Here is a 26,586-nt window from a genome sequence, read left to right as displayed (position 1 = left end):
CTTAAGCCAGTGAGGGTTCGTGAATACAAAGACGTTATAGGAAATAGGCGAAGTGCAAGTGCATTCAATTCTTTATCTATACTTTCATCATGGGGGATTGTTCTGTGGAGTTTAATAAATTGAAAGAACTCTTGCTTAACAGATATCCCAGCTGGAATATTTATTTAGAGCCATCAGGAGAATGTATCTGGGTTAGTGTGAATGACAATCACTTAAACTATTTTGAAATACAAGTTACAAATAATGATGGTGTTGGAATTACAAGAAGGAAAGTAACAATTGGAATAGATTTTTCAGGACACGATGAAGCATTTAAAAGTCTTGAAGAAACATTGAATTACCTAGATAGAAACATATTATAAAAAGACGTAAATCAATATAGAAACCGAGAAACACTAGTAAGGGAACTCAAGAAGTCGCCTACACCCTATAACACCATGTTCACGCTTCGGGGCATTCGCCCCTCGGTCCGGCAGGAGTCAGCTGAAGATTCGGGGATGCAATTGGCAGCAACAGGGAAGTGGAATCAGCCGGACACATCCGCACCACCTAACCGCGTCGCGGCCGCCCTTCGGGCTTAAGGTGGTGGGACGTCGTGAACACAAGAACGTTATACGCAATTGCTGACCTAAACATTTTAAATTAATATTCAGGGGGATTTCAATGGAGAAAAGAGACCACCACTATATTCCTCAGTTTTACTTAAGGTATTTTACAGATCCTAATGTACCAGCAAAATATGAACCATATCTTTGGGTTATAGATCTAAAAGAGAAAACTTTGAAAAAGAAAGCACCTAATAACATAGGTTATATTAAAGGATTTAACGATATAAAAGATGAAAATGGAGACTTAACCACAATTGTTGAAGATGACTTTGGGAAAATAGAAGACATTTCAGCAAGAATTCTAAGAAAAATTTTATAATACAAATATATATCACGTTCTGAAAGATTAAATTTCTGTAAGTTTATATATTCAATGCGGGCTAGAGTTCCTTTGTTTAGAGATTTGTCATCAGTAGTGTTGAATAATGAGGAATATAGGAAACAGCTAGAAATTACTTTAAAACGAACGGATATTCCAAATTCTATTGATATGGATGCTGTAATAAGAACTACTCATTCAGTTAGCCATTTATTATTAGGGATGAATTGGTGTTTAATGACTGCTTCAGAGGGGAGTTGTTTCGTCACTTCTGACAATCCAGTTGTCGTTGCAGATCCAAACAATCAAGAGATGGTTTTTACAGGATTTAATAGTCCAAACGTTCAAGTTACATTTCCATTGAGTCCTGTAGTATGTCTACTAGGGGGCTGGGAAGATAGGTTACCATTGATTTGGAATGTAGATACTTTGACAGTAAATAGAATCAATTCAATGACTCTAAGAAATTCACAAAGATATATATTTTCAAGTTCAAGAGAAGTAGAAACATTATTTTAAGGAAAGGTCAATAACTGCGTATAACACTGTATTCACGCTGCGGGCTTGCGCCCTTGGCCCGGACCGAAGTAGAAGAGCCGGGGGTAGATTCAGCCGATCACATCTGCAAGACTAATCTCGCTTCGCGAACCGGTATGATGGATGGCTGCGCCGATCCGATCACCCCTTAAGTCTTTCGACGTCGTGAACACAAGAACGTTATCTGAAATATCAAGCAGTGCTTTTATTAAGATCTAAACCGGAGGAGATTAAATGAGAATATTAGTTATCTCCGATGAAGAATCAAAATACATATGGGATCATTTTGAACCCAAGAAGTTTAAGGACATCAACATAATTATTTCTTGCGGTGATCTTAAAGCAGAATATCTATCTTTTCTAGTGAGCATGATTAACGCTCCTTTATTTTATGTTCATGGAAATCATGATACTAAATACAAATCAGATCCACCTGAAGGGTGCGAAAGCATTGAAGATAGAATAGTTACTTATAATGGAATTCGCATATTGGGACTTGGTGGTAGTTACCGCTACAGCCCCGGAGAATATCAATTTTCAGAAAGACAAATGAGTTGGAGAATAACTAAACTTAAGCTAAGGCTATGGCTAAGTAATGGCGTAGATATTTTAGTGACACACGCCCCAGCTTACAGAATTGGAGACGGTGATGATTTATGTCATAGAGGATTTGAATGCTTTATAGAATTTATGAACCAATATAATCCTAGATATTTGTTACATGGCCATCAACATTTGAACTATGGAAGAAACCAAAGAATACATCATTATAAGAAGACAGAGATAATAAATGCTTTTGGATACCATATTATAGAGATTTAGAAGTCGGGTTCAAGGTGGGCTTGATACTTCAGATAACACCATATTCGCGCTGCGGGCCATACGGCACTTGATCTGCCAGAAGTATTCTCGAGGAAGAAGGGTTCAGGCAGATACATCCATTCCCCTAAGATAAGAGTTATCTAAGGGGAATGGTCGTCGCGAATACAACAACGTTATAAGAAATTCCCGCAAAGTCCACAGAATCTTAAATACAAAATGAGGTGATAATTTGATGGGAGATAATAAGAATAGTAATCCAATTAAGTCTGCATTGATACTATTAAGCCTAATTTTGTTTGGTTGTTGGTATCTAATTGATATTACGGCCGAAGAGAGAATTACACTGGTAGTGGCAGGTAGTCACAATATTCTTGTACAAGATAAAGATAATCATACGACTGAAATATCAATAAATATTAATATTTCTAATTTAATAAATAAAGATGAAAAATATGACATTCAATATAAAAAGAGATTATGGCAGCGCCCACGACTTATTTCGATTACACCTATAAACGTACCACTATTTAAATATAAATTATAATGATTCGAGCATTGCTTCGAAGGCGGGAACATCTTATAACACCGTATTCACGCATCGGGCCATCCGGCCCTCGGTCCGGCAGAGGGATTTCGGGGAAGTGGGGGACAGCCGGACAACCCTGCACTGGCTCAGTCCGCCGGACCCGGGGCATGCGCCCCTTAAGCCAGTGAGGGTTCGTGAATACAAAGACGTTATATGCAATCGGGGCAAGGGCTGATAAAGTCAAAAGTAAATTAGAAATATTTTTAGGAGGATGTAACTTTTGGGATATATTATGGATCTTAGACAAATCGTAGGTACAAGGCCTTTAATAATGACAGGAGCATGCGTAATAATAATCGATAAACAAGACAGGATACTTTTACAACTTAGAGCGGATAATGGTTTATGGGGTTTACCCGGAGGATCACTAGAGCCAGGCGAATCCATGGAAGAAGTAGCAAAAAGAGAATTATTTGAAGAAACAGGGCTAATTGCAGATGAGATAAATTTGTTAGATGTATTTTCGGGGAAGGACTTATATTATCAGTACCCCCATGGAGATGAAGTTTATAACGTTATAGTTGCTTATACTTGTAGGGAATATCAAGGCAATATTAACCTGGATGAAAAAGAAGTGAAGGATATAAAGTTCTTTAATATTCAAGATATACCGAGTGAAATAAGCCCTCCAGATATACCGATAATCAATAATTTCCTAAAGAAAATAAGAGAAGTAGTTTAAGAGAAATACATATTGGTAGTAGCTCAGGGAAGGCCCCGACAACATATAACCCCGTATTCACGCTGCGGGCTGACGCCCTTGGTCCGGCCGAAGTTGAGAAGCAGGGAAGCGGAATCAGCCGGACACATCTGCAAGACTAATTTCGCTACGCGAACCGGTGTGATGGATGGCTGCGCCGATCCGATCAATCCCTTAAGTCTTTCGACGTCGTGAATACAAGAACGTTATATGAAAGATCGGCAACCAATTGTCAAATGAGGGTGAATACTACGATGATTGTTGAAAGAGTTAGTCTTCTCGAACAGTACAATTTGAATTTGTTATTAGATAATAGCTTATCTGAGGGATATAAATTTGTTCAGAAATTACTTGATGAATACAAAATTGGAAGTAATAGATTTAATAGATTTGGGGAATCGTTATTTGTAGCAATAGTTGATGAGGAAGTCATAGGGATAGGTGGTTTAAATATTGATCCTTATCTCGATCTTATTGATGTAGGTCGAGTGAGACACTTATACGTTTTACCGAGGCACAGATGTAGTGGCGTAGGAAAAAAACTCTTAGAGATGATCATTAAGGAATCAGAGAAGTATTTTCGATTAATAACTTTATATACTGAGAACCCAATTGCTGATAAATTTTACAGAAATATTGGATTCTCAAGAGCAGAAGGAATACATAAAGCAAGTCACGTTTTAAACTTGGAAGAAAAAGAAGGGCTATAAAAGGAAACGTAGGTATATCAGAGAAGGCCGATCCATCATATAACAATGTGTTCACGCATCGGGGGACAAGCCCCCTCGGTCCCGGAAGATAGGCCGTGGAAGTGATTGCCGGGACACATCCGCACCACCTAACCGCATCGCGGCCGCTCACTATGTTCGCTTAAGGTGGTGGGACATCGTGAACACGGAAACGTTATGTGAAATCGCTTATTCAAGTGAAAAGACCGAAATTCTCAAGAGAACAAACTCAAATGAAGGTGAAATAAAATGGAGATAGATGTATTAGGTCTACGGATTTATATAATTTACCTGATGATTACTTTATTTCTTGGATATAAAGTTGCAATTAAAACGTATTTGAAAGGGGAAAGTAAAACTAAAAGTATAGTTATAGGATTTTTAATTACTCTTATTTACATAATAGTAGGTTATATTCTATGGTCAATATTTTGTTTTACATCTGACATTGGCTTCTCAATAGATACGTTTCCTTTAATAGGATTAATTTTGGGTATATTTGCTTTCATTATTTCCGCAATCATTTTTCCAGTGGCTTTTTTATTAAAAATAAAAAGATCGAAAGAAGAAAGGAACTTCCAAGAAATGAATAATGAAGATCAGTTCTGAGACGATAAGTTCTGTGTTTGTTATTCTAGGAAGAAGCGACATCACATAACACTCTGGATTGGTTGCGCAGTTGCCCAGAAAAAAATGACCTTCAAAGCACAACAATGAAGGTCAACAGCTCATGATCATATGAGCAATACAGTCGGAGGGCAATTGCGCAAATCCATGTTGAACGAAGCCGTCGTACGAACGAACCTATGGGGTTTGTTATTACTTTCCATCTGCTTCAATGGAGACCTGGGTGTTAATAGTGAGTACCATGGTTGAGGTCAGCGACTCTTCGTACCGATTGAAGGCATAGCTTCCCCCTCCCCGTGGCAGGCTGCGCAAGAACCAATTATTCTATTGAAGCACGTCAACCGTCGGAAGGGTGCAAGGTCGTTAGCTGACACCAATTCCCGCTGCACGAAGGACAAATCGACAGATCTCTACCGGTTAACTTCAAAATAAGCTCCTTAGCCGTCAGCTTCACCTTGGGCTTGATGGGGGTACGAGTTATGCGCAAGCAGGTGTGCAGCTTAGTCTTCCGGTTGCAGTTGCTGAGGAATCCATAATACCGAATCCTCTGAAAACCGGAGGGAAGAACATGCAGCATAAATCTGCGCATAAACTCCATAGCATCCAGTTTCAAGGACTTAACTTTACTCTGATCCTTGTAATCTCGGTACTGAAATGTGACGGAAGCGTCATCCATGGCGACGAGCCGATTATTGTAAATCGCAGTCTTGTGCGTATATCGACTCAAATATTGCACCACATGGTAGGGAGTCTTAAACGGTTTTTTACAGTAGACCACCCACTCCATCGCATAGAGCGCGTCAAGTAATGCCTGAAAGGAGGATTCCTCCGCAAAAGGTAAGGAACAGCCTGTAAAGAGGAGCTTCTGCTGGGCGAAGGCTTGTTTTACGAGATAAAGCAATTTGCCTCGGAACATCCTAGAGAGCACTTTGATAGGAATGAAAAATTTCTTCCTCGATTGCACAAACGAGCAGCCCGAAGGAGAAAGACCGCCGCCAGGCACAATACAATGAACATGGGGATGGAACGACAGATTCTGTCCCCACGTATGAAGCACCATCGTGACACCAATTTGAGCACCGAGAAACTTTTTATCCAACGCGAGCTTCGTAAGGGTTTGGGATGCTGCCTTGAACAGCAACGCATACATAAGTGACGGATTGGCAAGAAACAATGGGTTCAACTGGTGTGGGACGGTAAAGACGGTATGGAAATAAGGAACAGGTAGCAGTTCAGAGGAACGATCCAAAATCCACTGCTCTTTCTTCAAATTTCCACACTTCGGACAGTTGCGATTGCGGCAAGAATTGTAGGAGATTTTCACATCATCACAGGAATCGCATTGATGAAGATGCCCGCCCAGGGCCGCCGTACGGCAATGGACAATCGCTTTCGCGGCTTTGAGTCCTTCGACATGAACAGGATGAGAAGCAAGAAAGGGCGCGGCGAAATGAGAGAATACGTCCGGCAACTCAATCACGAGCATCACCCCCATAGGGAAGATCAAGGGGACTTTTCAGACCGAGCACCTGAGCATGGGTGAGATTAAGGTACATGGAAGTCGTCTGAATATCCGCGTGCCCTAACAGTTCTTTGATTTGGAGAATGCTAGCGGCGTTGTTCAGCAGATGGGTGGCAAAGCAATGGCGCAGCGTATGGACGGAGACATCCTTCGAAATACTTGAAGCAAGTAGTGATTGCTTGAAAACGGATTGAATCGTTCGAGTCGAAATAGGCGCTGCGGCGGACATGCCGGGAAACAACCAAGAGCTAGGGCGATAACTTTTCCAGTATTGGCGGAGGAGCAGCAGATTTTTTTCAGATAAAAGGGAATAGCGGTCCTTGTTGCCCTTGGATTGGTGAATGAAAATACGCATGTTGCTGCTGTCCACATCGGAAATGCGGAGATGAGCAGCTTCACTGACTCGAAGTCCAGCGGAATAGATGGTAGAAAGAATGGCTTTGTGCTTGAGATTCGAGGTAGCGTCAAGGAGGCGGAGCACCTCCGGTGCTGTCAAGATGATCGGCAGCGAAGAATTCTTCTTCATTCGAGGGACATGCTGCATGTTCCAATCGAGGCAGAGCACGGATTGGTAATAAAACTTGATGGCGCCATAGGCAGAGTTGACGTAGGCGGAGCTAAGTTTTCTAACAGTGATGGCATAATGTAGAAAGGCTCTAACCTCCTCATAGCCGAAGGAAATGGGAGATTTGCCGCAAAACTGAGAAAACCGCTGAATGTGGGCCAAGTACGTTCTTTGTGTGCTTTTGGCAAAGCCTCTGAGTTCCATGGAGACTGTCATTGCTTGCGTGAAATCTTGCATGAGTAAACACCATCCTTTTTATCTGTAGAGACTAAAGGAAAGTGTGCTGTAATTGAAGTAGGGATTTACTGGGTTTAAAAAGCTACCGCGAAGCGGTTTAGTTCAACACCGTGTTCACGCATCGGGGGACGAGCCCCCTCGGTCCGGCAGAGGGATTTCGGGGGAGTGGAGGCAGCCGGACACATCCGCACCGACTAAGCGCATCGCGCCCGGCGACTTTGTCGCCTTAAGTCGGTGGGACGTCGTGAACACAAGAACGTTATAAGAAATTGGCGCAAACCCCAAAAAATCGTATTGCATTTCTTTGTAGTGCAATTACTATCCAAATGTTCAGGAATATATAGGAAACAGGTGATAAATTGAAAAAGATAGTAGGAATTAGTGTTATTAGTATAATAGTAATAATCCTTTCTATAATTATTTACCAGTACATTCAGGAAAACAAGAATGAGCATCAAAGAGCTTTAAAAGTAGATTTATATTTAAAGGCGGCTAAATCGGGAGATCTTGAAAGAATTAAAGATTTAACAAAGGAAGTAGGAGTCGTTGAATACGCATTATTCGAGGCAATATTTAATGATCATGAACAAATAGTTGAATACTTACTTAATAGTGGGGTGAATCCTAATTTGAATTATGATGATGATATACAAGAATCAGCATTGGGAATCGCTTCCGGCAAGCAAGACATCAAAATTGCAAAGCTATTAATTGATGCTGGTGCAAATGTGAATTATAAGGATAAATACAATTTTACACCTTTAATACGCGCTGCTGAGGAACAGTATACATCTGTCGAGATGTTAAAGTTGTTGGTAGACAATGGAGCTGATTGGAGGAGTAAAAATATTTATAATGACACAGCATACGAGCTATCACTTAGATACACAGATTCAGGAAGAGAATCTGATGAGATTAAAATAAAATATCTTGAAGGACTGCATTAGAATAAGATTATATTTCGAAGAAGGCACCAACATCTTATAACACCATGTTCACGCTTCGGGCCATTCGGCCCTCGGTCCGGCAGGAGTAGATGGGGATTCGGGGATGCAATTGGTAGCAGCAGGGACGCGTAATCAACCGGACACATCCGCACCCACTAACCGCATCGCGGCCAGCGACTTCGTCGCCTTAAGTCGGTGGGACGTCGTGAACACATGAACGTTATCCGAAACCTCCGAGTGTTTTAAGAGCATAGTATTACTCCTATTTCATAGGAAGCGTCGCTATATGAGAGAAGAAAAAGTTGATGATAACTGCCTTTAGTTGGATTACAATTCCACTAAGGCTTGTTTTTGTATATCAATCAAATGAGATTGTAATGTACTAAGGACGAAACCACATAAAGACACAGGAGGTTACAGATGGTTCAAATTATAAATACTATATTTATTGGACTTATCGTTTCGCAAATGCTCAACAATAGAGAAAAGTATAAAGATAGAAAAAAGTTAAAAAAAACAATAATAATAGCAGTTTGGTCAGTACTTTACTTTTTATTGTTCGCCTTCAGTGATAATTTTATATTGATTTTTGGTCCAGGTGTATTTCTAGTTATATATACGTATATCGATTACGGACGAAAAAAACGTTTACAGAGAGAACAATCAAGTAAACAACCATAAGGCTTCATGAAGAGCAATGAATAGTAATAAGAACAGAGTTTGTAAGCAGTTCGAGAAGTCGGAGGCATCGGATAACACTATATTCACGCATCGGGCCATTCGGTCCTCGGTCCGGCAGAGTTAGATGTGGATTCGGAGATGCAATTGGCAGTAGCAGGGAAGCAAATTCTGCCGGACACATCCGCACCCCCCAACCGCATCGCGGCCAGTCGCTTTGCTCCTTTAGGGTGGTGGGACGTCGTGAATACAAGAACGTTAGGTGAAATACAGGGAAATCTTTTTATGGAGGATGAGCTTTGAAGGGAAAAAATATTCTTTACGTAGTTATTTTACTTCTCGGTCTATTGATGATATCTGATAATCATTTGGATAATTCTTTTGGAGATTATCTATTTAAGTTCATTGGCTTGTCCCCATGGACAGATAAAGATGAAACTGGGCTTCATTTGCCAGCTTTACTTGGGTTTTCGTTACTAATATTTGGTGTGTCATGTACAGTAAGAACATATCGTCCCCGATTTCCAAAGATATTAAGTAGAGTTATTATAGGTTGCATTGCATTTATCTTGATTTGTCCAATTGTAAGTGAGAAAACTATGTTTTTACTGAAGCATAATTCTAAGGGGATCAATTCTTTAGATTTCTCAATGAAAGATAGTAAGTGCAACTTTCAGACAGTTGAATCAGATGTTAAAGCAAATTGTTCATTTACAATTTATAACTATGGAATTGAGGAGGAAGTATTGATCAAACCTATATTAAAAGATAAATATCCTGATATTGAAAATTTTGAAGAACATGTAGTTAACATAGCTCCACATAGAAAACATACATTTAGTGTTCAATTTGATGGGACACAAAGAAACGGAACTGGATTTGCAGGGACACTGAATAAAGTCGGTATAGAACTAGAGGTTGCTGGAATAAGAAGGAAGTTTGAATAGAATTTCAAGAAGCCTGTACTTCACCTAACACCATATTCGCGCATCGGGCATTCGCCCTCGGTCCGGCAGGAGTTAGGAGTGGATTCGGAGAGGCAGTTTCAGTAGCGGGGAAGTAGATTCAGCCGGACACATCCGCACCGACTAACCGCATCGCGGCCGGCTCCTGGCGGAGCCTTAAGTCGGCGGGACGTCGTGAATACAAGAACGTTATACGAAACTTCACTAATGCGGAGGAACATATGAAAGACGATAAACAAGCAGAAAGCCTACAAAACTATAAAGATTTTATTGATGGTTTGGTCGATATTCGACTGAGCGTCTTATCTAATTGGGTACTAACAAAAGGTTGGCCAAAGACTGAAGAGAATTCAAAAATCAATGAATTTATAAACGGATTATCTCAAGACCAAAAGCAAATACTTGCTCATATCATTCAACAATCAAGAGATGGTGGAATACATGATGTCTTAGTTTTCTTAACTGATGAAATAAATATAAATGGTTTGAAACTAATAAAAAATGAAACTGAAATGGCAAAGGAACCGTTTGATTCAGAAATGTATTATGATTGGGATTGTAGAAGAGAAGGAGATCCTTGGCCTGATTCGGAGAAGTCGTGAAGCTTCGTATAACACCATATTACGCTTCGGGCCATTCGGCCCTCGGTTCGGCAGAAGTTAGAAGTGGACTCGGAGAGGTATTTCAGCAGCTGAGATGTCTAATCGGCCGGGCACATCCGCACCACCTAACCGCATCGCGGCCGCCCTTCGGGCTTAAGGTGGTGGGACGTCGTGAATACAAGAATGTTAGCTGAAATCGAACTAGAGCTTTTAGAATGCAAACTCGGAGGAAGAAATGAAGCAAAATATAGCCTTAGAGAATAAGCTCGATTACTTATCCCAAATAATTATTGAACAACAAGGAATAATAGATTTTCCATGGTGCTCAGATGAATTATTTTATCCCTATTATCTATATTTTAACGACAACCATAATAGGTATAGTGCTGGATCATTAATAGCATTTTGGGGGTTATTAATTGAGTGGGAAGACGGAAGTGGGTTTCCATTTCGACTAGGTGAAGAAATTTATAATTGCTATGATTTTGATAAGTACATGGAGAGTTTTATATTCAATGCAGATACAATACAGATTAGATTCCCTAACGTTTTTTCTGTGATAGTTCTATCTCTGGCACCCCTATTTATTAATAATGATCTGATAAAACTGTTTAATAATATTGAAGAAGTTAAATTAAGAATGTACACGAATTTTGTTAAATCATCTAAAGCAATTCACGATAAGGATATTTATAAACAAGCATTTAAAGAAGCGGGAATTCAGTTAGATTACTCATAGAAGAGTTCGACTTCAGCTAACACCATGTTCACACTTCGGGGCATTCGCCCCTCGGTCCGGCAGAAGTTAGATGAGGGCTCGGAGATGTAATTGTCAGTAGCAGGGAAGCAGATTCAGCCGGACACATCCGCACCGACTAAGCGCATCGCGCCCGGCGACTTCGTCGCCTTAAGTCGGTGGGACGTCGTGAACACAAGAACGTTATCTGCAATTACTCTAAAGAGAAATTAATCCATTATTTTGGGAGATGTTTTTATGCTGAAGTTTATTACTGAAATTCCAACGGATTTCCCAATTGGCGGTGTTCATTGTGTACCAATTTTGGGAAATGGGAATTTAGTTATGGTTTGGGATCGTGAAGAAAAAGTATTAACAACAATTGGTGGAAGATTAGAAGAGAATGAATCGTTAGATGAAGGGCTAAATAGGGAAGTAATGGAAGAGGCAGGAATTGAATTAACTGAAAATAGAACCCCTTTTGCATGCTGGTTCTGGAAAGAATCGAATGGATATACAGTCTATTACTTAACGGAAGTAAAGAAAATTTTAGAAATGCCAAAAGGATTTGAGAAAACAGGCTATGTAATTACAAATTTTGAAACAGCAATAGATATGATAAAGAATATAGAAGGAAGAGAGGAAAGAATAAACATCATAAGAAGAGCAGGGATTTTATCAGGTAATCTCACGGAAGAGAGCAACAGCAGATAACACCGTATTCACGCTGCGGGCATACGCCCTTGGTCCGGACAGGAGTAGTAGAAGCTGATTCGGGGAAGTGATTTCAGTAGCAGAGATGCATATTCAGCCGGACAACCACTGCGAGCCTAAGTCTTGCGACCGGTTCGTTGTCGCTCACTTAAGGCTCTCGGATTCGTGAACACAAGAACATTATCTGATAGATTGGCATTTATATTTAGGAGGATTTTGAATGGGAGAAAATCATAAAAATAACTGGCCAGTTTGGGCCACAGAACCGATTGAGATTAAGATTCCTGATCTTACATGGTTAGAGAAGGGGACACAAGAAGTTAATTGTTTAAGAGAAAATCTTTCTCCCTTCGGAGTAAGTGAGATAGAACATGTTGGCAGTACGTCGATTCCGAATCTCCCAGCTAAACCAATTATTGATATGATGGCAAAAATCAAGACCTATAATGATTTAGAAGAGATCATCGAAAGTTTGAAACCTGATAATTGGAATTATGTTCCACCTGAACTGGATGGACATGAGTGGAGAAGATTTTTTGTCAAAGTTAAGAATGATAGAAGAGAGTGTCACCTTCATTTGATGTTAGAGGATGAAGAACATTGGGAAAAACAAATTAAATTCAGAGATAAACTGCGTGAAAAATCTAATCTGGCTAAGCAATACGCCGAACTAAAAAGAAAGTTAGCGGAAGAAAACAGAGAAGACAGAGAAGCTTATACAGAGGCAAAAACTGACTTTATAAAAAGCATATTAGAATCGGAATAATATTTGTGAGTTTCTCAGAGTAGGCCAATCCTTCAGATAACATTACATTCCTACGTCGTCGCTTACGCGAGCATCTGCTGGAGAAGGAGGTCGCGAATGCGGACGAGACGACGCTGTAGGTGCTGAACGAACCCGGCAAAACGGCTGAGTCGCATTCTTACATGTGACTGTACCGTACAGGTCGTATGGATGTACCGATCATCCTGTATGAGTACCGTCCATCACGAGGCGGCGAACATCCGCGCAATTTTCTTGCGGGGTTCAAAGGCTACCTGCACGTTGACGGGTACTCTGGCTACCACAAGGTGTCCGGCGCAATTGTTGGGCACATGCGCGCCGCATGTTCGACGATGCGCTCAAGGCAATGCCACCGGCGGCAGAGAAGAGCGATTCCGTCGCTCAACAAGGCATGAACTTCTGCAACCAGGTCTACGCGATTGAGCGTGATCTCAAGGAGGCCACGCCTAAAAAACGTCATGATGTAAGGCAGGAGCGAAGTCGCCCGGTATTGGATGCTTATTTGGCATGGCTGAAACAGCAACGAGGCCGCACGCTTCCCAAAAGCACGACGGGTAAGGCGATTGCCTACAGCCTGAACCAATGGGATAAGCTGACGCTACAGCATACAACAGCGGGCAGAAGAGTGTGGTGGATAGTTATTTATTATCGCTCTCTCTTTTGCCAGAGTAACACATCCGCTTCACCTATAATATGATGAGTCTAGAAATCTAAAGAGGTGAGCCAATGGCAGTCGTAAAATCCAGGAAACAGGATATTAATATGTTGGCAAGGTTGCTTCGAGCTGAAGCTGAGACCGAAGGCGAAATGGGCATGCTTCTTGTTGGAAATGTTGGCATTAACCGAATAAGAGGGAATTGCTCCGATTTTAAAGATATCCGGACAATTCCCCAAATGATCAACCAGCCGCATGCGTTCGAAGCGTTGCAACATAGTTTATACTATCAAAACGCAAGAGAGAGGGAACGCCGTCTGGCGCAACGGGCTGTGAATGGGGAGCGGAATTGGCCAGGCGAATTCTCGCTATGGTATTTCCGTCCAGGATCGTTCGAAAATCCCGGACCATGTCCGCCAACTTGGTATGATCAGCCGTTCGTAGGAAGATGGAAGAAGCATTGTTTTTATCAACCGACCGTGAAAGAATGTCAAAATATATATAATACGTAATAATTTTATAAACGAAAAGAGCTCGTTAGGATCTCTTAACCTGACTTGTCACAGCCATGTGTCGGTTGACAAAAACTTTATCTCATTAAGTGCCGCGTAAATCGCGGCTTCTTTGGGTTTAGTGGAATAAAGTTGTTGTCACGGTCATTATTCGGAAACTATCCATTATACCGAACAAGAGTTCTCATATCCATGAATTTCGGTTCCATACAATGCGTCCAAAGATTGGATGAAGACCGCACAATCATCAAAAGCTTTTACAACGATCTAAAATCCGCAGATTTTATCCAGCAGTATCATCTAGTGATTAGTCAAGAACTTGGATATCCAAACGATTCAAATGAATGGCATATGAAAGCTTATATCGAAAAGCTCAAAGCATGGAAAATGAACATACTTTAAACGCTAAAATCTCCCATTTAATGCAAACCTAGATTTATAGGTCTTAGGGGAGGTACGGCGAACAATAACGGAAACACCGAAGGCCACCTGTAAACAAGGTGGCCTTTTGAAACTCCTTGCTTGTTGAAGGCCAACCCATGAGCGATAACATGACTCTGTTAAATATTAGCACAAATGAAGCAAAGGAGTGATAACTCAGACTTATGATTTCTCATTAATCATATTTGTCCTCATCATGCCGGAGGCTATTCTCAACAATAAGCTCAGCTTCTGTCTCGAAATTCAAGTACAGCGGTGCTGGAAGCAGGTCAATTATAGTGAGAATCATCGGCAGCTCCAATAGCTGCTCCAAGGTTCGAGGCTGCTGCTCCAAATCATTAAACCAGTCACGTACAACATCGATGAATAGGTAAAATGAAGCTTCAAACCCATCCGCCGTCGATTCGGCTTCATCCATATTGGAACGAGACATTGCCGTCCAGTTTCTTAATGTGGCTTGAAGCGCTTGTTCCACTTTTTCATGCATGAGATGACCTCCAAAGGGATATTTGAATGGATATTGAGTGTATGGGGTAGGAATCTATTCTTACTTTATTCTATCATGCCTAAGCGACAGGGACGCTGTAATCTACCAAGGGTACTACTGTGTGTAGTACTTTTTTTGGTATTCTCCCATAAAAGTTAGAACTGAGCAGCGGCCAGTGAAGCATCTATGATGGAAACAAGTGAAGAACGGTTCGTTACTTGGAGAGAGCGGGTGGGCTGGATGATTGGGATAGGGGATAAATTGATTTTACTAGCTGGATATATGCAATTAGGAGTCGTTATTGGCAGCTTTGCCGTACCTTTCTTGCTGAATTGGCGGAGTGAACTAGCTGCGATCCGTAAGTTAACAAGGCAAGTATTTTGGACCTATGCCGCCTATGTACTAGGTACCAATCTATTCTTTGCCATTCTATCGATTTCATTGACGTCAAGCTTAACGGATGGTTCAGAGCTTGCAACAGCAATGTGCAGCTTTATTGCTTTATACTGGGCTGCACGGTTAGGCATACAGTTTTTCTATTTTGACAAAAAGGGTCTGCCAAGCGGCGGCATCTATCAGATTGGGGAATGGCTGCTTGTCGTCTGTTTTCTTTTCTTCACAATTGTTTATAGCGGGGCTGCATACGTTAACGGCTGGGGGATGCATGGATGACCGCTTATCTGCCTCATTCGACAAGCACCTTATTCATTTACCTAGTCATCTTAGTGGGTCTTCCGGCTATTGGCTACCTCCTTGCACAGTTGCAATCTCTTCCGCTCAAACGAGTCTTGGCCTGGGGTATGACGATCGGTTCCTTAACCTTCATCGATCATATCCTCCTATATGAACCTGTTGGATTCAGAATGCTGGCCATCATTGGTGCCTTGTTATTTGGGATGAAATCGGTTATTTACGTTGAATATTCTATCCGAGCTGGTGCCAGACTATCTGTTCGCCGCTGGATTGCCTTTCACCTATGGGTTGGAATGAGGCCTTATCTCTTCGCAAAAAGAAGAACGACACCTTATAAGGATGCTAAGAAATATATGGTACTTGGCGTAAAAAGATTAATTCTTGGCCTTATTCTAATTGCGATGTCTTCGTTATTATGGAGAGTATCCATGGACTTGGCTTGGAATCCTCGCTACAGCTTAATCGGTACGACTGCTTTACTGTTAGTGGGTCTAAGCTTCACGATGCACTTCGGTTTATTCAATCTCCTAACCGGCATTTGGAGGCAGGCTGGGTTTGATTGTCAGCAGCTATTTCGCAATCCGCTGCTCTCAAGGAGCCTGAATGAGTTTTGGAGTCGGCGCTGGAACCTAGCCTTCTCCGAAATGACTACCTTAGGCGTATATCGTCCATTGGCAGCGGTTGTTGGCAAGAATAGCGCCGTTTTCCTAGCTTTCATCTTTTCGGGCGTTTTGCATGAGCTTGCGATCAGCCTACCTGTTCGAAGCGGATTTGGCTGGCCGATGCTCTATTTTCTCCTCCACGGAATCGCGATGCTGCTGGAAACCGCATTAAGCAGAATCGGATTGCCGATATCCAAATGGCCGTGGTTAGGTCGTGCTTGGACAATGGCATGGTTGATTTTGCCTATAACGATTTTATTTCATCCTACCTTTCTGAAAGAGATCGTATGGCCAATAATCGACATTTAAATCTATTTTGAATTCAAAATCTTGAGTGAATTAAGAAAGCTGACCTATTGCAATATGTGGAATATGACTAACTTTAAATGAAAGGGGCAATTGCGTGATAATAAGTAGTATAATATAATATGTTTTATATAAACATGTCAGAGTGGGTTCGGTGATCAGGATGAATACAACAGATCGCATTCCGTTATATCAACAAATTCAAGATTATATCCGTACTCTAATCGACTCGGAAGGGTTGAAAGGAGGGGATCGTATACCAACTGAGAAGGAACTGATGGATCGCTTCAATGTCAGTAAAATAACGGTAGTTAACGCCTTATCTGGTCTAGCTAATGAGAAAATCATCAACCGGGTTCCCGGCAGAGGTAGCTTCGTAACGATCCCAGAGACCGAACAGTCAATCCCAGTACCTCTAACCTCTATTCGCCAAGAGGAGAGTGAAGCAGCAGCAGTTGGGACAAGAGCTAGTACGGGCATCATCGGGCTCATTATGCCATCGATAGATGATTATTTTGCCGCCAGATTAGTGAAAGGGATTCAAAGTGGACTGTTGGAAAATGGCTATCGTGCTGTTATTCTTCTCTCCGGCGGCATTGTGGAGATGGAGAAAGAGGCGATTAAGACACTGAAGAATTTTGGGGCAGAAGGCATCTTGATCTTCCCGGTGGATGAGGATCAGTATAACGAAGAAATTCTAAGTATGAAATTTGGCGGGTATCCCTTCGTATTAATCGATCGCTATTTACCAGGTGTGGAGACGCATTATATTGCGGCAGATGGCAAACTTGGTGCAAGTCTTGCAGTAGATCATCTTTGGGAGCTTGGTCATCGCGATATTGCGATTTGCTCGGATTCACCTCTCCAAACTGTAACGGTACAGGACCGTATTGAGGGATATATGGATGCGTTGAAGAATAAGGGAGCACTTATCAATCCTGCTCACATCATCACTGATTTTCTCATGGTAAATATGGAGAATATGGAGTCGCATCCCTTATTCCGATATATTCGAAATCGGATGGCGACCGCCTACATTACACTTAATGGACGGCTCGGTGTGCAAATTTATCAAATGGCTCAGCAGGCTGGATTCCATATTCCAGATGATGTTTCTATCGTTAGCTTCGACGATCCCACATCCATCGTTGAAGAGTTCAGTACATTCACCCATATCAAGCAATTCGAATATGAGATGGGTTACCGAGCAGCCAGCAAGCTTCTAGATAATATTAAGAATCATGCAGGCAAGGATCGAATATACGATAACCAGCTGATCCAACCGGAGCTTGTCATCCGACAAACCTCTGGTCCATGTCGAAAGTAAGCAAATGAATAAGTAGTCCTTCGAAGATCTTTTCCTCCGCGGAAAGATCTTTTTTTTATTTGATAATATTATAAAAATATATTGAATATATATAAATAATAGATTATATTACTTAGTAGAAATATAACGATAAATATATATATTGAATGCTATAGAATAGAACTCGATGACGAGCAAACTATTCAGATTAGAAAGGGAGATGGAGTATGCCTTACGAAATAGTGAAACCCGCACAATTACGTTCAATGCTTGACCGAATAAAGGAGCATATCTATGTCCCTCTGTCCGAGTTAAAGGTTGAGGCTTGGGTTACACCAGAGCCGATTCGCTATGAAGAACGTCAATCTGGCAGTAAAGTCAGCCTAACAGCTGGTGATCGCTGGGGGCAGCTATGGGATTGCGCTTGGTTTCATTTTACCGGAGTCGTTCCGGCGCAAGAGAAGGAAGTCAAAGTGGTCTTGCTTATCGATGTGAACGGTGAGCTGTGCCTCGTCGATGAAGAGGGTACTCCTGTACAAGGGCTGACGAATATCAATTCGGAATTTGATTATTCACTTGGTCTTCCAGGCAAACGCGTTGTAGATGTGAGTGCTTCTACATTAGGTGGAGAAACGATTGATCTATGGGGCGATGCAGGCTGCACCGATCTCTTCGGACGATACCGGAGTGGGACACTTAAAGAAGCTGTCATTGCGATCTGTCGTGAGAATATTCGGAAGCTCTATTACGATGTGGAGGTATTGCTCGAAACCGCGGAGCAGCTGCCTGAAGGATCTGCACGTAAAGCACGAATCTTCGATGCGCTCTATCAAATTTCACTTTTTCTCATTGATTACAACGAAGACAACCTTAGCAAGGCGAATGAGATCGTTAGCGAGCAGCTGGCTAAACGCGGCGGAGATCCTGTATTGAGCATCAGCGCTATCGGTCATGCACATATTGATCTCGCTTGGCTTTGGCCAATTCGAGAGACCATTCGCAAGGGAGCAAGAACCTTCTCAACCGTTTTGCGAATGATGGAACGCTATCCCGATTATGTATTCGGTGCAAGTCAGCCGCAGCTCTATGATTGGATGAAGCAGCATTATCCGAAGCTTTACACGAAGGTTCAAGCACGTATTCAAGAAGGACGTTGGGAACCGCAAGGCGCGATGTGGGTTGAATCCGATACGAATGTTCCTGGCGGAGAATCCTTGATCAGACAAATTCTATACGGGAAGCGTTTCTTCCAAGAAGAGTTCGGTCAGGAAATGAAATCGCTCTGGATGCCTGACGTATTCGGTTATACGGCTAGCTTGCCTCAAATCCTGAAGAAATCTGGCGTCGATTACATGATGACTCAGAAGCTATCTTGGAGTACGTATAACCGTCATCCTCATCATACCTATTTCTGGGAAGGCATCGATGGTTCGCGTGTGCTCACACATATGCCGCCTGAAGATACCTATAACAGTCCCGCTGCTCCAAGATCGATCGTGAAGGCAGAGCATGATTATCTGGATAAGAATGTAGCTGAACATTGCCTCATGCTCTTCGGAATCGGTGATGGCGGCGGAGGTCCTGGTGAGGAGCATCTGGAACGGTTAGCCCGCGAGAAGGATTTGCTGGGTCTTGCTCCTGTTGTGCAGGAGTCTTCAGCACGCTTCTTCGAGAAACTGAGTGAAAGATCCAGCCATTACGAAACATGGCGCGGGGAGCTTTATCTAGAAAAGCATCAAGGCACATTGACGAGTCAGGCGCGCAATAAATGGTATAACCGGAAGCTGGAGAAGGCACTGCGTGAGCTGGAGTTTGCATCAGTCTTAGCGGCAGTAGGGGAAGAGTTGTCCTACCCGGCGCAGACACTTGAAGAAATCTGGAAAGAAGTGCTTCTGTACCAATTCCATGATATCCTTCCAGGCTCCTCAATCAAGCGTGTATACGATGAATCGCTCGAAAGGTATGCCGTTCTGCTTAATCAAGTGGAGCAGATGATCTCAGATGCTTATGGAGCGGTAGCTCATCGCCTAGTGAATCGTGCGGAACCAGTGAAAGGTGCTGTTCTATTCAACTCGCTTCCTTGGGAACGGGCAGAATGGATGCAAGTAGAAGGTGGCTGGCGTCAAGTGCGAGTGCCAGCAATGGGTTACACGTTGTTAGCACAAGAGACATCGGCTGAATCCGATATTGCGTCAGCTTCTGCTGCAGTGAGAGTCTCAACAATCAGCCGCACTATAGAGAATGAATGGCTTACGATTACCTTTGGCGAGGATGGCAGCATTGCTGCAATTGTTGATAAAGAGAATCAACGCGAGGTGATTTTGCAAGGTCAGCATGGCAATGAGCTGCGTGTCTATCATGATCAAGGCGATGCTTGGGATTTCCGTCAGGATTATCGTCAAACGGGTGGAATGGCTCTACAATTGATCGAAACCATCGAATTTATCGACGGACCTACGGGTGGCTTTATTCATAACTATCGCTTTGGGGAATCGACTTTATCGCAGAAGGTGCTGTTAACGCAAGGCAGTCGTCGCATTGATTTTGTAACGAACGTGGATTGGAAAGAATCGGATAAAATGCTTCGTACTTCGTTCCCAGTGGATGTTAAAGCTGACAATTCGAGCTGTGAGATCCAATTCGGTTACCTGAAGCGTCCAACTCATCGCAATACGATGTGGGATTATGCCAAGGATGAGATTTGCGCGCATCAATGGGTGGATATTTCAGAGCCCAATTATGGCGTAGCACTGCTCAATGATTCTAAATACGGACATCGTGTTGAAGGAAGCGTGCTGGATCTGAATTTGCTTCGCAGCTCCACTTACCCCGACCCAGAAGCGGATCGGGCCGAGCATCAATTCACATATTCATTGTACCCACATGCTGGTGATCACGTTGCTGCCGCTGTTTATAAACAAGGTAATGAGCTCAATGTTCCACTTCGAGTGGTCAACGTATCTGAAAGTGGCGTAGTCCAATCTGCAGCAGCAGCTTCAGGAGCTTACTCATTCCTGAAGCTTTCTAACCCGAATGTCATGATTGAATCTGTGAAGAAGGCAGAAGACAACGACGATCTTATTATTCGGTTATATGAGACAGCTGGTACAAGACTTCAGACGACCTTGCAACCAGGATTTAAGCATGAGGGAGCATGGCTTGCTGATTTGATGGAGAATAAGCTTGAGCAGCTTCAACCGGAGAGCGAACTTATCCACTTGACGTTTAAACCATTTGAAATCGTAACTCTGAGGCTGACTAAACCATCCTTGTGATGGAAGGAGGTAGTTGGATATGGCTTCATCTCTACTGTGGAAACGGATTTGGAAGCATAAACTGTTTTACCTATTCATGCTGCCTGGAATCATTTGGTTCTTCCTCTTCTCTTATGTCCCGCTCTACAGTATTCAAGTCGCATTTAGAGATTTTACTTTCAGCAAAGGATTCACCGGAAGTGCTTGGGCTGGGCTCAAGTACTTCCGCCAGTTTTTTGATTACTACCAGTCCGGAACAATCATTCGCAATACGATCATCATCAGTCTAATGAAGCTATTAATTGGTTTTCCGATGCCGATTATACTGGCGATTCTTCTGAATGAGGTTCATAATCGTAAATTTAAGAAAATTGTGCAAACGCTCTCATATCTGCCGTATTTCGTATCATGGATCGTCGTTATCACTCTTATGCAGCGCCTTCTGACTCCTTATGGAGGCCCAATCAATGACATGATTACCTCAATCTTCGGTTCGAGTCCGATTCAGTTCTTGAATAATACAACCTGGTTCTACCAAGTCGTCGTTGGCTCGGATATCTGGAAGAATATTGGCTGGAGCTCCATCATTTATATGGCTACGATCTCCAGTATTGATCAACAGTTGTATGAAGCAGCCAAGATAGACGGAGCCGGTCGCTTCCGCCAAATGTGGCATGTGACACTGCCGGGCATCCGTGGAATCGCTGTGATCTTGTTTATTCTTGCCACAGGAAGTCTAATGAGCGCTGGTTATGAACAGCTCCTACTTCTGAATGGACCTGCAACAACTGCAATTGGAAGTGTGCTTGACGTGCACGTAATCAATTCAGGTATTTCGGCAGGACGTCTCAGTTATGCTGCAGCGGTTGGACTCTTCCAGAGCCTGATCGCATTGATTCTGATTGTGACGGTGAACCGAATTGCCCGTAAATTCAGTGATGTAACTCTGTTCTAAGGAGTGATGTGAGTTGAGGAAACAACGTTTTTCACTATTCAGTCTGTTCAATTACGTCATTCTGGCGTTGGTTGCATTCACGATGGTTTATCCTTTTATTTATATTCTCGCGTACTCCTTGAACGATGGTAAAGATTCCATGCTGGGTGCCATATACTTCTTGCCTCGTCAATTTACGTTAGATAACTATGTACAGGTATTCGACAATCCATTGATCTGGCAGGCCTATAAAATCACGATCGCACGGACCTTGTTGGGTACGTTCCTTCATGTGGCTCTCTGCACGCTAATGGCTTATGCCTTATCCAAAAAGTCACTGCCCGGCCGAACCTTCTTCACCTTTTATATCTTTCTGCCGACGATCTTCAGTGCAGGATTTATCCCTTATTTCATGACCCTTAAGAGTTTGCATCTCACGAATACCTTCTGGGTCTATATCATCCCGATGCTGTTTAACTTCATGCATATTGTCATCATTCGAACCTTCTTCCAAGGTATTCCGGAGGAGCTTGAGGAGTCAGCGCGCATTGATGGATATGGAGATTTTCAAATCTTTTTGAGAATCATCCTTCCCTTATCGGGACCTGTGCTAGCCACCATCGCGTTATTCATCGGTGTTGCTCATTGGAATGATTGGTTTACCGGTGCTTATTACGTAACCGATAAGAAGTTGATTCCCGTTCAGACCTTGCTCCAGCAATTGCTGACAGAAGCGGAAGCGCTCTCATCTTCCATGCAGCGTTCGCAGCAGCAGGGTGGGCAGACAATAAGCACCACTGTTGGCGCCACACCTGAATCCTTGCGTATGGCATTGCTTGTCATAACCGTCTTCCCAATCTTGTGTATCTATCCGTTTCTGCAGCGCTACTTCGTTAAAGGCGTCATGATTGGTTCAGTAAAAGGCTAATAGCCATGGATAAGCGTTCCAATCTGGAACTTTATCATACATTTTTACTAATCGGGAGGGTTTGTATGAGAATCAAGAAGTATGGAAGCGCAAAAGCACTACTAGCCGTAAGCTTAATTGCGGGGATGGTCGTCGGCTGCAGCAGCAACTCAAGTAATAACGGGTCAACAACTGGAAATACACCTACGACAACGAATGGCAATACAGCTACGACGACCGATGGCAATAGCAATGGAACGGAACAAGTAACGGTTTCAATCCTCCATAACTGGAATGGTTCTTCCGGAGCAGATACAGACATGACTCCTGTCAGTGAGTATATTAAAGAGAAAACCGGTGTTACCGTGAAATGGGAGTATACCAAAGGAAGCGAAGTAGAAAAGGTGAACACCATATTCACGACGCAGGAGCTTCCTGATATCTACACGGGACCCGCTTGGGGCGGCGAGCTTGATGGTATTATCAAAGCAGCAAAAGAAGATCAGCTGGTTGATTTGACAGATAAAATAGACAAATATCCGAATCTTGCAAAAGCGATTGCAAAAGAGAATGTCCCACCTGCTTTGTATGACAAAGCGATTGGCGGCATTGACGGTAAGAAATATATGCTGTATCAGAATCAGCCTGCGACAGACAAGGATGCGACAGACTGGTTGTACGGATTCTATGTACGCAAAGATATTGCCGACAAGATTGGGGTAGATCCACAAAAGGTCGTAACGAAGGATGATCTATTCAATTTCTTGAAGAAAATTAAGGATGCCAACTTGAAAGAGAACGGCATGCCCGTTATGCCGCTTGGCGGATTCAGTAACGGATGGGCTGTCGGTATCGGCAATACGATGTTCTTTGGCACCGATTATCCAGCAAAAGCAGATGGAACGTTCGAGCATGTCTTCTTTACCAAGCCATATGAGGACTATACGCTTTATTATCGTAAGCTGATTTCGGATGGGCTGCTCGATCCAGAAACCTTTACCCAGACTGACCCGATTGCAAAAGAAAAAATCACTCAAGGCCGCATTGCTGTACTTGCTGCACATTATCCAGCCATTCTGGATGCATCTAAGGAATATGTAAAAGCGCATCCAGGAAGCGACTACGTCCCAGTTGGTCCATTGGAGCGCGCTGGAGCGGAGGCTAATCGCCCTGTTGATCTAGGCATTCAAGGAAATAACGTAACCGTAATTACGAAAAGTGCTAAGAACGTGGACGCAGCTCTTCGTCTTCTGGAGTTTCTAGCTTCTGATGAAGGCACGCTGTTAGTTCGTTATGGTGTCAAAGGCACACATTGGGACTTGGTAGATGGCAAACCAGTAGCGAAGAAAGAATGGTTTGATAAGTTTACTGCAGATACTTCAGGTAAATTGAAGAAAAATGAAGGGATGACAATCGGATTCGAATCTCTTGGTGGGCAAGATCGTACAATTTCTTTAGGAGCTGGAGACATCTGGGCTGATCAAGACCGGATTGCTACTATGGAGAAAGCACGTAAGATTCTCCGTCCGAATGGAATTAGCGTGATCTCAGCGTATAATCCAGCAGATGTGATGAGTAAATCTCCACAATGGGAGACATTGAAGCCTTCTATGGATCAAATCGGTGATGTATGGAAAACAGCGGTTTTCTCCAAATCCGATGAAGCGGCGTTGAAAGTCATCAATGACCTTCGCGGACAGATCAACAAAACGGGTTATCCAGAAGCGCTTAAATTCGCAAATGATGAATTGAAGGGCAAAGAAATCGTGAAGCTGTCCATGCCTAACTAGTAACATTGAATAGATGATAGGTGTCACTTCCTCCTACTTTCGTAGGGGGATTTTTTATTTCAGCCACAAACCGAATTGGGATGGTACGTAGAAGGCCGCTGCTCGGACGGATCATTCTTACGATCACTGTTGTCTCCCTATTTCTTGATTCTATCCCTTAGGGGTAGAAATATGGAGACAAAGGCGAACGCTATCGCTTCTTCAGAACGATTCCGTCCGCTTCGCTTTGTTACTCGTGATGACATGAACGACTCATGATGCCAAAGCGATTACCTTGCTTCTCGAACACCAGAACATCAAGCCCATTATCGATCTAAACAGCCGGAGCAAAAAGAATACGATAACGGAAAACGATATCCAGATTTCTGCGACAGGCATTCCAATCTGTCCAAAAGGCAACAAGATGAAGCCTAACGGGAACGATAAGTCCCAGAACCGCCTGAAGTGGCGATGCTCGCCATCCTGCGGTTGTTCAAAAGCTAAATACGGTAGAACGTACCACACGCATAGCTTATCACTTTGGCAGCTGCTTTCTAATCTCCTCAAAGATCATTCGGACTCCAGCTTCAATATGCTTCTTTTCAATCCTGGTAACGCTTAGTTTAAGCAGCAGCTGCTGCTCATCGAAGCCTGCCAAGTACTGCTGCTTAGGCGTCTCTAATATGACTTGCTTTTTCTTTAGCTTCATAATAAGTGTCTCGATATTCATTTCTGAAGGCAGGATCAAGTGGGTGTGGACTCCAGCAGCTACAATGGCATGTTGAATACAATTCGTATCGTTCTCTGTAGTCAATGCTTTCATCAATAGCTGCAGCCTTTGGTAATAAGAGTTTTTAATCTTTTGTTTATGTCGTTCAAACATTCCATTCTGAATGTAGATCTCAAGTGCTGCCTGCGAGAGCATGGGGCTGTCTATATCCGATAGTTTCTTATGCATACGGAAATCTTCATGAAGACAGGTTGGGAGGACGGCTGCGCCTACCCGAAGACCGGGAAACAGGATTTTGGAGTAGCTTTTCAAATAAATGACATGAGAGGAACCGTAAGCATAGATAGGATCTGCTTTGGAATCGTTCTCTAGATCGGCCAAGTAATCATCCTCAACGATATAAACATCGTAGCGTTTCGCCAAGTCAGCGATCGCTTTTTTGGTTTGCAGATCAAAGGAGGTACCAAGCGGATTCTGAAATCGCGGCATGGTATAGAAGAACTTGATATCACCCGTGCGGAATAAATGCTCCAATTCATTCAGATCAATGCCGTTTGCTGTTCGCTTGATACCGCGAGCGGGAATATGATGATACTCCAAGAATTCAATAAATAAGTGGTAGCTTGGTTGTTCAAGCAGCACAGTCTGTTTGCCGTTTGGAAAAGGCATCGTAGCAAGAATAGATAAGGCTTGCTGTATACCTGAGGTCACAAAGATAGCGTTAGCATCTGTAAATACCTGATAGTTGGCAAGGTGCCTTGTCAAGATATTCAATAAAGAGGGCAGTCCCTGTGAGGTACCATATTGGAAGAGTTCATTCTTATACGTATCGATTGCCTTATTGATACAGTGCTGAAAATCCAAATAAGGAAATACTTCCGGATCTGGTGCAGCAGAAGAGAAATCCATGACAGATTGCCTTGCATGATTCTTTGAATCTGATTTTCTTTGGACGACATAATAGCCGCTTTGCGGGATGGAGTAGATGAGATGGCGTTTCTCAAGCTCCGCATAGGCACGGATAACCGTACTCTTACTGCAAGCATGAGCGGACGACAGCTCGCGAATAGACGGGAGAGGCTGGCTGGGTCGAATCTCACCATTCTTGATCCGCAGCTCGATTTCATTCATAAGTTTTGTATATTTAAGCACGATTTGTCTCCTTTATATAGCATAGTGTATGGGTACAGTTAGAAGTTAAATTCATTGTAGATTGCATTCAATTCCATTATGCTTGTTAATAATGAGCCTGC

Annotated in this window: 26 protein-coding genes and 2 pseudogenes; 24 read left to right on the top strand and 4 right to left on the bottom strand. The window is 42.7% G+C overall.

All coding sequences use genetic code 11. The annotated features are described in order from the left end of the window. Window positions 1-104: 104 nt before the first annotated feature. From EKN16_RS08690 to EKN16_RS08655, 7 genes and pseudogenes are all read left to right on the top strand, one after another. Window positions 105-362 (top strand): hypothetical protein, encoded by a 258-nt coding sequence (locus tag EKN16_RS08690; RefSeq protein WP_125655477.1) that lies wholly within the window; start codon window positions 105-107, stop codon window positions 360-362. Between the two features lie 301 nt (window positions 363-663). Next, window positions 664-1,446: pseudogene (locus EKN16_RS32945) on the top strand (DUF4238 domain-containing protein). Window positions 1,447-1,698: 252 nt separating this feature from the next. Further along, complete coding sequence (locus tag EKN16_RS08675) at window positions 1,699-2,286, top strand: metallophosphoesterase family protein (protein WP_125655471.1); 588 nt, start codon at window positions 1,699-1,701, stop codon at window positions 2,284-2,286. A gap of 232 nt (window positions 2,287-2,518) precedes the next feature. Next, window positions 2,519-2,830: a hypothetical protein gene (locus tag EKN16_RS08670; protein ID WP_125655469.1), complete on the top strand. Its 312-nt coding sequence runs from the start codon at window positions 2,519-2,521 to the stop codon at window positions 2,828-2,830. 262 nt (window positions 2,831-3,092) lie between these two features. Then, window positions 3,093-3,554: an NUDIX hydrolase gene (locus EKN16_RS08665; RefSeq protein WP_125655467.1), complete on the top strand. Its 462-nt coding sequence runs from the start codon at window positions 3,093-3,095 to the stop codon at window positions 3,552-3,554. Window positions 3,555-3,826: 272 nt separating this feature from the next. Beyond that, window positions 3,827-4,282: a GNAT family N-acetyltransferase gene (locus EKN16_RS08660; RefSeq protein WP_164522732.1), complete on the top strand. Its 456-nt coding sequence runs from the start codon at window positions 3,827-3,829 to the stop codon at window positions 4,280-4,282. A 267-nt stretch (window positions 4,283-4,549) separates the two neighbouring features. Next, on the top strand, window positions 4,550-4,909 hold the full coding sequence (locus EKN16_RS08655; RefSeq protein ID WP_125655463.1) for a hypothetical protein: 360 nt from the start codon (window positions 4,550-4,552) through the stop codon (window positions 4,907-4,909). 355 nt (window positions 4,910-5,264) lie between these two features. Here the strand turns inward: EKN16_RS08655 and EKN16_RS08650 are convergent, their stop codons facing one another. Both EKN16_RS08650 and EKN16_RS08645 read right to left on the bottom strand, forming a co-directional pair. After that, window positions 5,265-6,407, bottom strand: a complete 1,143-nt coding sequence (locus EKN16_RS08650) for an IS91 family transposase (RefSeq protein WP_125655461.1) — start codon at window positions 6,405-6,407, stop codon at window positions 5,265-5,267. Next, window positions 6,400-7,251 carry a tyrosine-type recombinase/integrase gene (locus tag EKN16_RS08645; protein WP_125655459.1) on the bottom strand — a complete coding sequence of 284 codons (852 nt, stop codon included), beginning with the start codon at window positions 7,249-7,251 and terminating at the stop codon, window positions 6,400-6,402. The genes EKN16_RS08650 and EKN16_RS08645 overlap by 8 nt, the downstream gene beginning before the upstream one ends. Before the next feature lie 359 nt (window positions 7,252-7,610). On the opposite strand from EKN16_RS08645, the gene EKN16_RS08640 reads away from it, so the two are divergent. From EKN16_RS08640 to EKN16_RS08590, 10 genes and pseudogenes are all read left to right on the top strand, one after another. After that, complete coding sequence (locus EKN16_RS08640; protein ID WP_125655457.1) at window positions 7,611-8,198, top strand: ankyrin repeat domain-containing protein; 588 nt, start codon at window positions 7,611-7,613, stop codon at window positions 8,196-8,198. A gap of 420 nt (window positions 8,199-8,618) precedes the next feature. Beyond that, on the top strand, window positions 8,619-8,879 hold the full coding sequence (locus tag EKN16_RS08635; protein ID WP_125655455.1) for a hypothetical protein: 261 nt from the start codon (window positions 8,619-8,621) through the stop codon (window positions 8,877-8,879). Window positions 8,880-9,175: 296 nt separating this feature from the next. After that, a complete protein-coding gene (locus tag EKN16_RS08630) occupies window positions 9,176-9,823 on the top strand; it encodes a hypothetical protein (protein ID WP_125655453.1) in 648 nt (215 codons plus the stop codon). A gap of 239 nt (window positions 9,824-10,062) precedes the next feature. After that, a complete protein-coding gene (locus EKN16_RS08625; RefSeq protein ID WP_125655451.1) occupies window positions 10,063-10,443 on the top strand; it encodes a DUF6547 family protein in 381 nt (126 codons plus the stop codon). After that, window positions 10,440-10,637: a hypothetical protein gene (locus EKN16_RS32940; protein WP_125655449.1), complete on the top strand. Its 198-nt coding sequence runs from the start codon at window positions 10,440-10,442 to the stop codon at window positions 10,635-10,637. The genes EKN16_RS08625 and EKN16_RS32940 overlap by 4 nt, the downstream gene beginning before the upstream one ends. Window positions 10,638-10,678: 41 nt before the next feature. Continuing rightward, window positions 10,679-11,182 (top strand): hypothetical protein, encoded by a 504-nt coding sequence (locus tag EKN16_RS08615; RefSeq protein ID WP_125655447.1) that lies wholly within the window; start codon window positions 10,679-10,681, stop codon window positions 11,180-11,182. Between the two features lie 255 nt (window positions 11,183-11,437). Continuing rightward, on the top strand, window positions 11,438-11,893 hold the full coding sequence (locus EKN16_RS08610; RefSeq protein ID WP_125655445.1) for an NUDIX hydrolase: 456 nt from the start codon (window positions 11,438-11,440) through the stop codon (window positions 11,891-11,893). A gap of 220 nt (window positions 11,894-12,113) precedes the next feature. Next, the gene (locus tag EKN16_RS08605) at window positions 12,114-12,659 is read left to right on the top strand and encodes a GrpB family protein (RefSeq protein WP_125655443.1); all 546 of its coding nucleotides are present in this window, start codon (window positions 12,114-12,116) and stop codon (window positions 12,657-12,659) included. Between the two features lie 185 nt (window positions 12,660-12,844). Next, window positions 12,845-13,374 (top strand): annotated as a pseudogene (locus tag EKN16_RS08595) (IS66 family transposase). 29 nt (window positions 13,375-13,403) lie between these two features. Further along, window positions 13,404-13,844, top strand: coding sequence for a cell wall hydrolase (locus EKN16_RS08590; protein WP_125655437.1), 441 nt, complete (start codon window positions 13,404-13,406; stop codon window positions 13,842-13,844). Window positions 13,845-14,460: 616 nt separating this feature from the next. Here the strand turns inward: EKN16_RS08590 and EKN16_RS08585 are convergent. Further along, complete coding sequence (locus EKN16_RS08585; RefSeq protein ID WP_125655435.1) at window positions 14,461-14,772, bottom strand: hypothetical protein; 312 nt, start codon at window positions 14,770-14,772, stop codon at window positions 14,461-14,463. A gap of 186 nt (window positions 14,773-14,958) precedes the next feature. Between EKN16_RS08585 and EKN16_RS08580 the strand changes: the two genes are divergently transcribed. The 7 genes from EKN16_RS08580 (at window position 14,959) to EKN16_RS08550 (ending at window position 24,624) form a co-directional block, all read left to right on the top strand. After that, window positions 14,959-15,444 (top strand): hypothetical protein, encoded by a 486-nt coding sequence (locus tag EKN16_RS08580; RefSeq protein WP_125655433.1) that lies wholly within the window; start codon window positions 14,959-14,961, stop codon window positions 15,442-15,444. Beyond that, window positions 15,441-16,436, top strand: a complete 996-nt coding sequence (locus EKN16_RS08575; RefSeq protein WP_125655431.1) for a wax synthase family protein — start codon at window positions 15,441-15,443, stop codon at window positions 16,434-16,436. The genes EKN16_RS08580 and EKN16_RS08575 overlap by 4 nt, the downstream gene beginning before the upstream one ends. A gap of 160 nt (window positions 16,437-16,596) precedes the next feature. Beyond that, complete coding sequence (locus EKN16_RS08570) at window positions 16,597-17,760, top strand: GntR family transcriptional regulator (RefSeq protein WP_125655429.1); 1,164 nt, start codon at window positions 16,597-16,599, stop codon at window positions 17,758-17,760. A 206-nt stretch (window positions 17,761-17,966) separates the two neighbouring features. Then, on the top strand, window positions 17,967-21,014 hold the full coding sequence (locus EKN16_RS08565) for an alpha-mannosidase (protein WP_125655427.1): 3,048 nt from the start codon (window positions 17,967-17,969) through the stop codon (window positions 21,012-21,014). 19 nt (window positions 21,015-21,033) lie between these two features. Next, the gene (locus EKN16_RS08560) at window positions 21,034-21,948 is read left to right on the top strand and encodes an ABC transporter permease (RefSeq protein ID WP_125655425.1); all 915 of its coding nucleotides are present in this window, start codon (window positions 21,034-21,036) and stop codon (window positions 21,946-21,948) included. Window positions 21,949-21,961: 13 nt separating this feature from the next. Then, window positions 21,962-22,855 carry a carbohydrate ABC transporter permease gene (locus EKN16_RS08555; protein ID WP_125655423.1) on the top strand — a complete coding sequence of 298 codons (894 nt, stop codon included), beginning with the start codon at window positions 21,962-21,964 and terminating at the stop codon, window positions 22,853-22,855. 65 nt (window positions 22,856-22,920) lie between these two features. After that, the gene (locus EKN16_RS08550; protein ID WP_125655421.1) at window positions 22,921-24,624 is read left to right on the top strand and encodes a type 2 periplasmic-binding domain-containing protein; all 1,704 of its coding nucleotides are present in this window, start codon (window positions 22,921-22,923) and stop codon (window positions 24,622-24,624) included. Between the two features lie 514 nt (window positions 24,625-25,138). Here the strand turns inward: EKN16_RS08550 and EKN16_RS08540 are convergent. Beyond that, on the bottom strand, window positions 25,139-26,485 hold the full coding sequence (locus EKN16_RS08540; protein ID WP_125655419.1) for an aminotransferase-like domain-containing protein: 1,347 nt from the start codon (window positions 26,483-26,485) through the stop codon (window positions 25,139-25,141). Window positions 26,486-26,586 lie beyond the last annotated feature (101 nt).

The organism is Paenibacillus baekrokdamisoli (assembly GCF_003945345.1).
Classification (GTDB): domain Bacteria; phylum Bacillota; class Bacilli; order Paenibacillales; family Paenibacillaceae; genus Paenibacillus_Z; species Paenibacillus_Z baekrokdamisoli.
This window is presented reverse-complemented; position numbering and strand designations above follow the sequence as displayed.